Here is a 13653-nt window from a genome sequence, read left to right as displayed (position 1 = left end):
AATGAATAGGTCCATTGGCAAGCGGATCCCTATTCACTATGTGTAATCTTTAACTACAAATTTATGAAATCTATTTGGAAATACGCTGTTTTTAGCGTGAAAAAATCAAAGACTTTGAAAATTATGCGACTGTTGATGATTTTTTGTTTCTTTTTTATTTCCGGGGCGATGGCGAATAGCTACTCGCAAGAGCAGGTTGTTTCTCTCGACTTGCATAAATGTGACGTGAACACGCTGTGTCAGGAAATATGGAAACAAACAGGGTTGCGGTTCATTTACAATGAAGAACATGTAAAGGACTTGAAAGCTTTCAACGTGAAGGCTAGCGGAAAGACGGTTCGTGAGGTATTGGATGAGGTATTCCGAAATACTTCTTTACGGTATTTTTTCGAACAGGACATCATCTACATCACGAATAAAGATGATGATAACAAGAAAAAGGAGAGTAAAACGGTAACCGGTACGGTGAAAGACAGGAGAGGCGAACCGCTTCCGGGTGTAACCGTGTTGGTCAAGGGAACAAGTGTCGGAGTCGTGTCTGACATAGAGGGTAAGTTTAAAATCGCCATTCCACGGGATACGGTGACTTTTATATTCTCTTTCGTGGGAATGAAAAGGCAGGAGGTGAAGTATATCCCGGGCAAGAAGTTGGATATCGTGATGGATGAGGACGTGGAAGAAATGGAGGAAGTGGTAATCACTGGTTACCAGAAGATAGATAAACGTCATTTGACGAGTGCTGTAACCACGTTAAAAGCTGATGATATTAATGTTGCCGGAATTTCGACTATTGATAAAATGCTGGAAGGGCATGTGCCGGGCATGATTTTCATGCAAAATTCCGGTCAGGTAGGAGCTGCCCCCAAATTACGTATTCGGGGTTCTTCAACAGTGTTGGGTTCTCGTGAACCGCTTTGGGTATTGGATGGTATCATTTTGCATGATCCGGTGAATGTTGACCCCTCGCAGATTAATGATTTGGATTTCGTGAATTTGTTGGGTAATGCTATTTCAGGTTTGAACCCGGATGATATCGAGCAAATCGACGTGTTGAAGGACGCTTCTGCTACTGCATTGTATGGTACGCGTGCCGCTAATGGTGTGATCGTGATTACCACGAAGAAGGGTAAGATAGGACCACCGACAGTTTCTTATTCGATGACCGGAAGTTTGTCTTTGCGTCCCCGGTATGGAGACCGAGAAGTAAATATGATGAATTCCGAAGAACGAATGGCTTTTTCTCGCGAACTGATTGAAAAAGGAGTCATGTTTACTAGGTTAAATGCTTGGGTTGGTTATGAGGCTGCAATTTCCGATTATTGGAATGGTAAAATGGATTTTGACGAGTTCCAATCTTTGGTGAGCCGTTATGAAACGACGAATACCGATTGGTTTAAGTTATTATGTCGTGATGCATTCTCGCATAATCATACCTTAAGTTTATCGGGAGGAACCGATAATATACGTTATTATGCTTCTTTGGGATATAATGATGAAAAAGGGGTGCTTAAGGGAGAACAGAATAAACGTTATTCCACGAATTTGAATGTGACTGCTAACTATAATAAATTTTCAGCCCGTTTCGCCTTGCAGGCTAATGTAAATGAGAAAAGTTACACGCCTGAAGAGATCGATGTTTTGAATTATGCTTTCAATACTGCCCGTACTATTCCGGCTTATAATGAGGATGGTTCCTTGTATTATTATGATCGTATTGGAGAGGAAGATGGATCATTCCGTTATCCTTTCAATATATTGAATGAGGTGAGAAATAGTTCTCGGGATATTGAAACCAGCGGGTTTACGTTTAATACTTCTATAAATTACAAGTTTACTAGTTACTTGAATGCGGGATTGACAATCTCCTATTCGAATAGTAATACAAATGAAGAAACTTACAGGGGGGAGGAAACATTCTATGCTAATGAGTTAAGAGATCGGGTTGAAGAAAGCGGAAAGTCTAATTATATGCCTTTTGGAGGAGAGTTGAATCAGTTGACTTCGCGTAATAAGTCTTATACCGTAAGACTGCAAACTGATTTCAATAAATTCCTTGATGCAGAGAATATACACTTGATTACAGCTTCCATAGGAGGAGAGCTTTCTTCAACCCGGTACAGAGGGTTACGTCAAACCCGTCGTTGTTATATCCCGGGACGTGGAGAAATTTTTGCACCTGTGGATATTAATGAATATCCGCTTTATGGAACTTGGTTAGCCACGGATGAACTTGCCCGGGGAAAGCGGACAAATTCTTTGACAAATATGATGTCGGGATATTTTACTTTGTCTTATAGCTATCGTGATCGTTATGTTTTGACTTTTAACACGAGAAGTGATGCTTCCAATAAATTCGGTAGCAAAAGTAATAGCAAATTTTTACCGATTTGGGCGATTGCCGGGCGTTGGAATACAAAAGAGGATGTGTTGAAAACGGTAAATTGGGTGGATTTGTTGTCTTTGCGTGTTTCTTTCGGCTACCAAGGAAATATGTTGGATTCGCAAACCCCGGAGCTGATTATCAAGAAAGGGGATCCGAATAATCAATTCGGGAATAAATATGAATCAACGGTTAATTCTTTTCCGAATCCGAACTTGAAATGGGAAAAGACTTCTTCTTTGAATGTCGGCTTGGATTTCTCGTTCTTGAATACGGCGATTAAAGGTACGGTTTCCTATTATTACAAGAAAACAACGGATGCATTCTTGAGTAAGACGATTTCCGAGATCAATGGTATAACCAATTACACGGTAAATTCCGGAACGATAGAGAATCAAGGGTGGGAAATGTCTTTGAATTTCATACCTTTCAATCCTCAAGGGGGAACGGATGGTTTTCGCTGGAGCATTGATCCTCAGATCGGTCAGGTATTGAATAAATTGCTGAATCGGGCAATAAATAATAAAGACAAGGTTACCCGAGATGAGATTACTTATGCCGATTATTTGAGTGGTAACGTGGAGATTCCCGGACGTTCGTTGAATTCTTTCTATTCTTATAAATTCAAGGGGTTAGACCCGAATGACGGTCGTCCGATGTTTTATGATATAGAGTTAGACGAGGTGAAAGAAAAATATCTTGCGATGGATGATAAAGAAGAAGTGTACAAAACTGTCATGAAATACTCCGGTTGTCGTGTCCCGGTACTTCAAGGAAGTATCAATAATAAACTTTCTTATAAACGTTTGGTGTTAGGATTTAACTTTACTTACAGTTTGGGTTCTAAAATCCGTTTAATGAAATTGTATCCTAATTTGAGTGGTTCGTATGGGACTCTAGCCCCGCAGCCTCATCAGAATGTACGTCGGGAATATTTGAAACGTTGGCAAAAGGCTGGTGATGAAATGTATACAGATATTCCGGGTATAGTTGGTGGTACCGAATTTACGAATTCATTATCTCCTTGGTGGAGAGATTATTCTTTCGCTTTTGGTAGTAATATTTGGGAAATGTATGATAATTCAAATATTCGTGTCGTAAGTGGTAATTATTTGCGTTTGTCATCCATGACGTTACGGTATTTGTTTACTGAAAACCTGTGCAAAAAAATGCATTTGAGATCTGCTTCCATCGAGTTCACGGGGACGAATTTATTTACCTTATGTAATAAAAAATTGAAAGGACAAGACCCGGCAACTCAATCGGGAAGCTCCCCGACTATTAATATGAGTATTCGTCCGACGTATTCTTGCCGTTTAAATATTACATTCTAATGTTGAGAAGTTATGAAAAATAGAATATTATATTGGGTTATTTGCTTGTTGGTCTTCACTTCTTGTAGTGATTTTCTGGAGGATTATTCTCAAGATTTGGCTTATGCCGCTTCGACCTCGGATTTGGAGGAATTATTGATCGGGAATTGTTATATCAAAAGGACCGCAAAAAAAACATCGTTATCAATAGCGGGAAGCGAGAAACATACTTTCCCGTGGTTACATGTAATGGATGACGATTGCGTGGAACGTAATAGTGCGACGGATGCATACGGGGGATTTATGCCTATCGAAGGTTTTTATCATTGGGATAAGAATCCGTTCAATCAGAACGGAACTCCGTATAAAGATGAAACATGGAGTGATCTTTACTCGCGGATTGCTATCGCCAATGTCGTTATTCCGAAAGTGGATGATATGACAGAGGATCCTATGGAGGAGCGTAACCGGATCAAAGGGGAAGCTTTGTTTTTGAGGGCAAGTTTTTATTATTTCTTGGTTAATTTCTACGCATTACCGTATTCTAAGACGACTGCGGACACGGAATTAGGTGTTCCGTTGAAACTAACAGAGTATATAGAGGATAAATATTTTTCTCGTAATACCGTTGCAGAAGTGTATGACGCTATCGTCGAAGATTTGCAACAAGCAATTCCGTTGTTGAAAGGTGTTGAGCAAACTACGGTGTATCAGGCAAACGAAGCTGCGGCCCGTTTATTCTTGAGTCGGGTATATCTGTATATGGAAAAATGGGAGGATGTTATCGCTCAATGCGATTCAGTGTTGAAGATGGCGACTTATTCTTTGGAAGATTTGCGTTCATTTACAATGGGAACCAGTTTTACTCGTTCCGGTTCTCCCGAAACCATTTTTTCTCAAGGGTCTTATTCAATGGATTTGGTGATGCGCGAACAATATTATAGTGAATGGTATACTGCTATCCTTCCTTGTCCTGTCGTTTCGGATGATTTGCAGGATAGTTATGATGAGAATGATTTGCGGTGGCAAGCTTTCATGCTGGAGAGTTATAAAACCCCGGGACTTTATCGTTGTATCAAATTGAGAGATCAGGATGTGGACGGTTATGTTTCGGATGTGTTTTTGTTGCGAATGGCTGAGGTCTATTTAAATAAAGCAGAGGCACAAGCCATGTCCGGTGATGAAACCGGAGCGAAGGCTACGTTGAATATATTACGGGAAAATCGTTTTGTCCAAGGGCAAATGCCTGCTATTGAGGAGGAAATGATTGCCAATAGGGATGAGAATTTTATTGACTTTATTAGAAACGAACGTCGCCGGGAATTGTGTTTCGAGGGACATCGTTGGTTCGATTTACGTCGGTATGCAGTATCTTCGACACATCCTTTCACGAAAGAAATTCTCCATCCGCATTATTCAAGACCTTCCGCGTCGCAGTACTCTTTCGAGGGGAATTTCCGCTTGAAGAAGTATAATGAAGAGACAGCTTATGTACTGCCTATACCGGATTATGCCATAAGTTATAACAATGGTTCTTTAGTTCAGAATGTAATAAGAGAGGAACGTAAGATTAATAATTAAGTAGTCTATGAAAAAGATATTTTATATAGCAGCCATTATTTGTACATCGTTTTTAATTTCTTGTAATGATAAAGAAGATGATGTAATGCCCAGTTATCAAGATGAAAACTGGTGGGTAAATAAAGACAATCCGAATAGTGTACTGGATCATACGATATATCAAGCCTATGAACTGTATGGTGTACCTATTTTTTACAATGATACCATTGGTTCCCAAGATCGGGGAACCGATGCTTTCGGGCGTCCTAATATTTATTACGAGGTGATTAAGTTGAATTACACGATCACGGGTAATATCTATGGAGAAGTTCCCAATGCTTATGTACTGTCTTCTAATGAAGAAGATATAATGGAAGGTGTTAAATTGCTACGAGACTATGTATTAGCGAATTTCCCGGATTTTATAGATGTTCCTCGTAGTTATTTACTGGTGGATACATTGCATATGGGGTTGAATGATAAAAATTATCTTCCTTATATTGGTTCAGCTTTTTCCGGATTAACGACTGTTGCTGTCGGTAAATTACCGGACATCAAAAATATGGATGAAAAAGAAAAAAGAATGCTTGCGGGAGAAATATTAACCGCTCAAGTTGGAACTTATATTTACAATACTTACAACAAAACGGATTTGGATCCTTTTTACAAAGTGTTGACTAAGGATGTTAATGAATATTATGGTTATGGAAATAAGGTGGATATTAATACTGCTCCAAGTAAATATAATCCTTCCTATGCACCTTGTGAGGAATACGGTTTCTTGAAACCTGCTCCCAATAGACCGATTATAGAGGGAGAATTGTATTATTTCCCTTCGAGAGATCAAGATGTGAATGACTATGTAGCCCTGTATTTAGGTTTCACGGAGGAACAAGTACGGGAATTATACGAGGAGGATTATCCGCACGTTTTTAAAAAGTACGGTATTGTGAAAAGTATCATTGAAAAAATGCGAGCTGAAAAACTAGGAAACAATTAACAAATAAGTATCTGTATGAAAATTGTATGTAGATTAATAGCATTCGCTATATGCTATTTAGGGATGTGTGTGCCTGTACTTTCTGCCCAAGAGAAAGAAAAAGTAGAGGCGGATTCGACGAAACGGAAGGGATTGCCTGCTATTTCGGAGTTTATAAAATCTGAAGCGGAGGTACATGAAGGGATGTTCAATGTATACGTGCAGGATGACAAGTATTACATGGAAATTCCCGATGATATGATGGAGAGGGAATTTGTATCCATGATTTCAATCATCAAGGGGTCGGAGAATCCGAAGCCGACCCCTACTCAAATGTACGGTTACCCGGGAGATGCCTTGACCCACACGATTATTAGTTTCGAGCGGGGACCCAAGGACAAGGTGTTCGTGAAAAAGCCCACTTACGGCTATGCCGTGACGGACACGACGATGGGAATATACAACACGGTAAAGAATGCGAGTCTGATTCCCGTGTTGTACGTGTTCGACGTGAAGGCGAAGGGCGAAAACTCCTTGTTGTTGGATGTGACGACAGCCGTGACGGGGGATAATGACTTGTTCTCGTTGAAAGCGTCTGCCAAAAAGATGGGACTGGGTTCTTTTCAAGCGGATCGTTCTTACATGACCAAGATCAGCACTTTTAAGAATAACATCATCTTTCGTTCCGTGAAGAGTTATTCTGCAGGTTCGAGAGCCTTGCCGCCTAGTCCGGCGTACCCGAAAGGCGGAAGTGAGCCGACTCCTCCCACGCGTTGGGAAATCGGGGTATCCATTGCCTTGTTACCGGAAGTACCGATGCGTCCGCGTTTCGAGGATAGTCGGGTAGGATATTTTGCGTACGGGAAAGTTGATTTCGGGGCGAATCCTTACAAATCGGAACGTATCAGTATGGTTAGCCGCTGGCGTTTGGAACCGAAACCGGAAGATATGGAGAAATACAAACGCGGGGAATTGGTGGAGCCGGTAAAACCGATCGTGTTCTATATCGATCGCAATACCCCGAAATTCCTGCAACCTTACTTTGTTGAGGCGGTGAACTTGTGGCGGCCTGTTTTCGAGAAGATCGGTTTCAAGAACGCCATTATCGGCAAGATGGCTCCCACGCCGGAAGAAGACCCGGACTTTTCTATCGAGGACATTCGTTATTCCGTGATCTCTTACAAGGCGTCATTGGTAGCGAACGCTTACGGGCCTCACATGGCAGACCCCCGTTCCGGTGAGATACTTTGTTCTCATATCGGAATCTTCCACAACGTGATGGCTATGGTACAACAATGGTATTTCTGCCAAGCTGCCGCTTCCGCTCCTCGGGTGCGTCAATACCCGATGCCGGAAGAGGTAATCGGCGACGTGATGCGTTTTGTTGTGGCTCACGAGGTAGGGCATACCTTGGGACTGCGCCACAATTTCGGGGCAAGCAGTACTTATCCCGTGGAGAAGTTGAGAGATAGGGAATTTGTGAAGAAATACGGGCATACCGCTTCCATCATGGACTATGCGCGTATGAACTATATCGCCCAGCCGGAAGACAAGATTGACACGAAAGATTTGATTCCCGGTATCGGAATCTATGATGAATTTGCCATAGAGTGGGGATATCGCTATTTCCCCGGGATGAAGCTGAACGAGGAAACCGCCTATTTAAGAAAATGGGTGGGGGAGAAATACAAGGAAGACCCGAAATACAGGTTCGGAACGGAGTTGGATATGTCCGATCCCCGCTGGCAGTCTGAGGACTTGGGTGACAATAGCATGAAGGCAAGCGAGTATGGTATCAAGAATTTGAAATTGATCATGAATAATCTGGAAGCGTGGACGAAAGGCGATGACGATGAGGCTACCTACCTGAAAATGATATATAGCGGGGTATTGAACCAATACATGTATTTCGTTTCGCACGTGCTGAAAAACGTGGCAGGTCGTTACAGTGAAACTCCCTTGCGGTCGGAGCCCGGGACGGGTTCCAGCATGGTGGAACTCGAACGGCAAAAGGAGGCTATGGACTTCCTCGCGAAACACGTGTTCAACAGACCCGACTGGTTATTTGACAAACGTATCACGGGATTGGCTGAAGTCGACGGGTTGAAAACATGGAGCAGTATCCAGCGTTTCGTGATCCAAAACTTGTTGCCGAAATCTGCATTCCTTACCACTTGCGTGGAGTTGTACGGGCGTGAAGGGAATTACACTCCCGAGGAGTTCTTCCGGGATATGGAAGACGGTATATTCTCCGAGTTGAAAAACGGGGATGAAATACCTTCCTCTCGTAGGGACCTTCAAATGGAATACATCCGTCAGGTAATGGTGATCACGAATTACTCTGAGGTGAGAAAAACGACCAACCTGTTGACGTTATTCACCCTGCAAATGGAAAGCGTGGCAAAGGCGGCAGAGGCTTATGCCGTTAAGACGCAAGACGAGTCAGCCCGGATGCACGCTGACGCGATCGTGAAAACGATAAGGGGGTGGTTGAAGGGAGAGAAGAATGCTATATATTAAAAGTGAGGTTATGATGAGAAGTTATATATTGTTCATTGCATTGTGCCTGCTGGTGTCCTTACCGGGTATCGGGCAGGAGAAGAAAGCCCCGGAAGAGAAGAAGCCTGCCGCGGAAACAAAAAAAGGTCCCATGGCGTTTGACAAATTCTTCAAGGAAGGGATGAAACGGGTGGACGCTATTTTCCCCGTGTACGAGGCGGACGATAAGTATTACATGGAGATCGCTGACGAATACCTCGGGAGAGATATTTTTATCTCCGGTCAGATGTTGAAAGGTATCGGGGTGAGAGCTTCGGGGCAGGAATCTGCCGGGGTGGTGTGTTTCAAGAAAGGACCGAAAGATAAACTGTACATGTACAGCGAGTACAATGGCATGGTGGCTTCGGAGAAGCAACCCGAGTTGGAGCGCATACTGGCAGAGGAAACTCTTTTGCCCGTGGAAGCGGTTTACCCGATCGTGGCTTGGGGGAAGGACTCCGCCGGGGTGATTATCGAGATCACGAACCAGATCAAGGGTGTTGCCGATTGGTATAAACTCTCGGACGAGGGCACGAGTGCCGCCCTCAAGGGTAACAAGCAATCCGGGGGAGGCGAGATGATTTTCGTGAACGAGGTGTTGAAGAAACGAAACGGGGTGAAATTCAAGTTGACGTGGATTGTTGACCAGAACGTGGCGGGTATCGAGTGTCACGTGGATCTGTTGCCCGAAAGGCGTATGCGGGTGCGCTATGCCGACGAGCGTGTGGGGTACGAAACCTTGAATTACTACGATTTCGGCACGAATCCTTACGGGGTGAAGAAAAGAACCATTGTTACCAAATGGAACCTCGAACCCAAGGACATGAACGCTTACGCCAAGGGTATTCTGACCGAGCCGAAAGAACCGATCGTGTTCTATCTGGATGCGTATTTCCCGAAAGAATTGATCAAATATGCCAAAGAAGGGGTTTTGCAATGGCAATCCGCTTTCGAGAAAGCGGGATTTAAAAACGCCATTCAAGTGCGAGTGGCGAAGGACGAGGACGAGATGACTTCCGCCCGTGCCGTGATCTCGTACAGTATCAATGCGGGTAGCAACTCCACTTCTTTCGATCGGGATATTCGTACCGGGGAGATACTGGCTTGCAACGTGAATTTGAATCACGTTACTCTGGGGGGCTACTTGGAAACCTATTTCGCCCGCTGTGCCGGGGTAGACCCCCGTTTGGAAAAGAATTACTTTGATCCGCGGGTGGCGGGTGCTATCGTTCGTATGTTCGTGGCAAAACAAGTGGGACTCGCCTTGGGATTACTTCCCAACTACGCGGGTAGTTACGCTTACACTCCCGCGCAGATTCGTGACCGTAATTTCGTGAAAAAGAACGGATTCTCGGCTTCCGTGTTGGATGATTGTTCTTACAACTTCGCGGCACAGCCCGAGGACAGGATGACCACGGATGAGTTAGTCGGTTGTAAAGTCGGTGCTTATGACCGTTGGGCTATCGAGTGGGGCTACCGGTTGTTCCCGAACAGCAAGGATATCAATACTGACAGGAAATTATTGAAAGACCTCACGGACCGTCGTTTGAAAGATAAGGCACTTCTTTACATGAAGAACACGAGTTACGATTTTCGGGCTTTGCCTTCGGATTTGTCTTCGGATAAAATAGAGGCCGCACGCTTGGGAGTCCGTAACATGGAGCGCTTTATCAAGAATCTGAACAAGCTTTCCGCTTCTGCCGACAAGAAGAACGACGATTGGATGGTGTACGCGCAGGGAGGAGCGACAGCTTTAGGTTCGTTGTACCAGAATCTGGTATACAAAGTGATGGAAAACATCGGCTGCCGCATGACTCTGGAAAAAGGGGAAGCCTTTTCTTCTAAAGAATTGCAGCAAAATACGTTGGCGTTCCTTGCCGAGTATGTATTTGCCGCACCTCAATCTTGGATGTATGATGAGGTACTTGCCAAAGAATTCGGGGTAGGCCCGGAAGCCGTGCGTTTCGGTTTGCAGGAGATTGTGTTCACGTACTTGTTAAACCCCAAGGTGGTCGGGAATATCGAGTTGGCTTCTCGTGTCGAGGGCGAAAAAGCGTACAACCTGATTGAATACTGGCGGGATATACGTCGTTTGTTATTCAAGGATTTTGACAAGAATACGGTACTGTCCGGCTTCGAGTGTCACACGGAAAATATATTTATCATGTGCTTCATGGATTTGTTAGTGAAGAATGCCGTTCTAACTAATAGCAACAAATTGTCGACCTACGGGACGAATCTGATCGCTTGGGTGAATGACATTCACGATCAGGCAAAGGCATTGTCCGAACAACATGCCGACAGCCGTATGCGTGATCATTACCGTGCCATGATGTACCGTATTGAACAGGATATGAAATTGATTGCTTCGATAACGAAGTAAGCGGATTCCGGTTCCCTTCCGGTTTTACCGGTTGGGAACCGTATTTGACACATCTATTTGATTACTCACTGCCTTCAGGCGAATAGCCTGTTTCTGCCTTGTATATATAAATAATAAATTACATGGAAAAAGCGTAAATGGAAATTGATATATTTCAAAATGCCGACAATTTTGCTACCTTTGATTGACTTGTGGTAGGAAAACAAGTCAAAATGCGTGTGAAACTTATAGCGTTCGAATGAAATTATTAATCTGTTTATGCTCTTACGCGGGATATGGATTCCTGTGGATTGCAAGCTTCTTCCCGTTGCCCATGATGTATTGGGTGACGGACATATTGTTTCTTGTTTTATATTATGGCATCAGGTATCGTCGCGGGGTAGTCGACATGAACCTGCGGAACGCTTTCCCGGAGAAGAGCGAGGAAGAACGAAAGCGTATTGCCCGGCGTTACTATCGGCACTTGTGTGACACGTTTGCCGAGTTCTACAAATTGTGGCACATATCGGAGGCTGAAATCAAGCGGCGCTGCGTGATGATGAACTTGGACGTACCCCATCATTATTTCGAGCAAGGACGTAGCGTGATAGTCTTTGCCGGTCATTACGGCAACTGGGAGATGATGTATTCTTATAAACTGTGGGAAAAAGGCATCGAGTTAATCCCGATCTATAAACCCATACACAACAAGGTATTCGACCGGATGACCTACCTGATCAGAAGTCGCTTTGGGGCAACGCCTCTCGCGAAAGCCGACACGTTACGGGTGATGTTGCGTAACCAGAAAGAGGGGAAAATATGCATGACCGGGTTTATCGGCGATCAAACCCCGAATAAACATTCGTTGAATTTCTGGACGACTTTCTTGAATCAAGATACGCCCGTGATGGAGGGAACGGAAAAAATTGCCCGCAAATTGAACCAACCGGTAGTGTATCTCAACATGAGAAAAGTGAAACGCGGTTATTATCACGCCGAGTTTTATGACCTGTGTTCCGATCCGCAAAACTTGGAACCGGGAGAACTTACCCGTATGCATACCCGCATGCTGGAAAAGTTTATCCGTGAAAATCCCGAATACTGGCTTTGGTCGCATCGGCGCTGGAAACACAAACGCCCCGCGGAACAACGTTAGTCCGGTAACCTGATCTCTGTCGAGAACCCGTGAGGTTGTAAATCGCGAAAGAATATTTCTCCCTTGTGCATCTTCACGATCTGGCACACGATACTTAACCCCAACCCGTGTTCCTGTCCCGGAAGTACATCCGGCAGACTGCCTTGCGCCAAGGTTTGTAGTTCCCGCGAGTATTCGGGAGAAACCCCGTCCCCGTTATCTGCCACGGTAAAACAGAACCGTCCCTTTTCATGTTTCAAGCTCAATGTCAATGTCGTCCCTTCCGGGGTATGTCGGATGCTATTGTAAAGCAGGTTATTGATAGCCCGCGCGAGTAGACGCGCATCCCCGTGCAGGACGGCAGATTCCATACCGGGAGCGATGATTGTCTCCACTTGGTAACGTTGCGTCCGGGGTTCATTGTTGAGAAAAGCGGCGATGGTCTGCCTGAAAAAAGTTACCGGGTGGAACGTTTCTTTCCGCGGTGTCCGGGTTCCGTTTTCCAGTTGGGAAAATAAATTCAGATCATCAATCAGTTCCCGTAGCTGAAGAGCTTGATTCCGGATATAAAGTGCCTGTTCCCGGGTTTCTTCCGGGGAGTAATTCCCCTCTTCCAGTTGTCCCGCCCGTGCGAGAATCACGGATAAGGGAGTGCGCACGTCATGTGACACGCCCGCTATCCAGTTCTCCCGGTACACGGAACGCTTGTGCAATATACCCGAAGTGCGGTTCAGGCAGGATGCCACGTCGGCAAACATCCCTTTCTCCTTTACTTGAACGGATTCCCCGTTAGACAACTTTTGTATGCCCCCGAGTACCCCTTTCAGCGAACGCGACATCCGGTGGTCGATAAACACGTAGACAAGTATCAACACGAATATATTCCCGAAAATAAGCATGATATAGAGGACGGGAAAAAATTTCACTTCCGCTATCCGTTGCATACTGTTATACCGCGCGTAACTGTCTTTCGGGTAACCCGCCACGAGAAGCCCGTCGTCCTTTTTCCATGTCACCACGGGATAGTCTTTCAAGTAGAATTTTGCCATAGAGGAAATATCGCTCAGGGTGTACGTGTCGGGAATCTCTTTCGGGAGGTCAACTGCCCAGCGGATATTCCCCTTCTTGTCGTCCAGCAGCATCACCCACATCTGTTGCTCTCTTATCTGCACCAGAAGTAAGGAATCGAGTTGGAAATTGTTGTCGTTTATTTGCAACCTGTCCGCAATCTTCCGTATGAATTGCGCGGGTGGTTGCGAGCCGCCTGCCTTGAGGTAATAGTGAACGACGAGTGAATACACGATCACGTTTATCGTGATTAGCAGGAAGGCACCGATTAGCACCCGTTTCCCGATTCGTTTAATGGAATGTTGCAGGTCGTTCATG

General features: G+C 44.5%; 7 protein-coding genes. 6 read left to right on the top strand and 1 reads right to left on the bottom strand.

The window, feature by feature from the left end; genetic code table 11:
* The first annotated feature begins 63 nt into the window (after positions 1–63).
* The 6 genes from H8S64_RS14895 to H8S64_RS14870 all read left to right on the top strand — a co-directional run bounded on the left by H8S64_RS14895 (position 64) and on the right by H8S64_RS14870 (position 12288).
* Positions 64–3714 (top strand): SusC/RagA family TonB-linked outer membrane protein, encoded by a 3651-nt coding sequence (locus H8S64_RS14895; RefSeq protein WP_255469556.1) that lies wholly within the window; start codon positions 64–66, stop codon positions 3712–3714.
* 12 nt (positions 3715–3726) lie between these two features.
* On the top strand, positions 3727–5274 hold the full coding sequence (locus tag H8S64_RS14890; RefSeq protein ID WP_186977045.1) for a RagB/SusD family nutrient uptake outer membrane protein: 1548 nt from the start codon (positions 3727–3729) through the stop codon (positions 5272–5274).
* A gap of 7 nt (positions 5275–5281) precedes the next feature.
* Positions 5282–6253 carry a hypothetical protein gene (locus H8S64_RS14885; RefSeq protein WP_186977043.1) on the top strand — a complete coding sequence of 324 codons (972 nt, stop codon included), beginning with the start codon at positions 5282–5284 and terminating at the stop codon, positions 6251–6253.
* A 15-nt stretch (positions 6254–6268) separates the two neighbouring features.
* Positions 6269–8752: a zinc-dependent metalloprotease gene (locus H8S64_RS14880; RefSeq protein WP_186977041.1), complete on the top strand. Its 2484-nt coding sequence runs from the start codon at positions 6269–6271 to the stop codon at positions 8750–8752.
* Between the two features lie 10 nt (positions 8753–8762).
* A complete protein-coding gene (locus H8S64_RS14875; RefSeq protein WP_186977039.1) occupies positions 8763–11153 on the top strand; it encodes a zinc-dependent metalloprotease in 2391 nt (796 codons plus the stop codon).
* Positions 11154–11391: 238 nt separating this feature from the next.
* Complete coding sequence (locus H8S64_RS14870; protein ID WP_186977037.1) at positions 11392–12288, top strand: lysophospholipid acyltransferase family protein; 897 nt, start codon at positions 11392–11394, stop codon at positions 12286–12288.
* On the opposite strand, the gene H8S64_RS14865 is transcribed toward H8S64_RS14870, so the two are convergent.
* The gene (locus tag H8S64_RS14865) at positions 12285–13652 is read right to left on the bottom strand and encodes a sensor histidine kinase (protein WP_186977035.1); all 1368 of its coding nucleotides are present in this window, start codon (positions 13650–13652) and stop codon (positions 12285–12287) included. The genes H8S64_RS14870 and H8S64_RS14865 overlap by 4 nt on opposite strands.
* Position 13653: the final 1 nt, after the last annotated feature.

The organism is Butyricimonas hominis (genome assembly GCF_014287455.1).
In the GTDB taxonomy this organism is placed as follows: domain Bacteria; phylum Bacteroidota; class Bacteroidia; order Bacteroidales; family Marinifilaceae; genus Butyricimonas; species Butyricimonas muris.
Note: the sequence above shows the minus strand (reverse complement) of the source record. Positions and strands in the feature narration are given on the sequence as shown.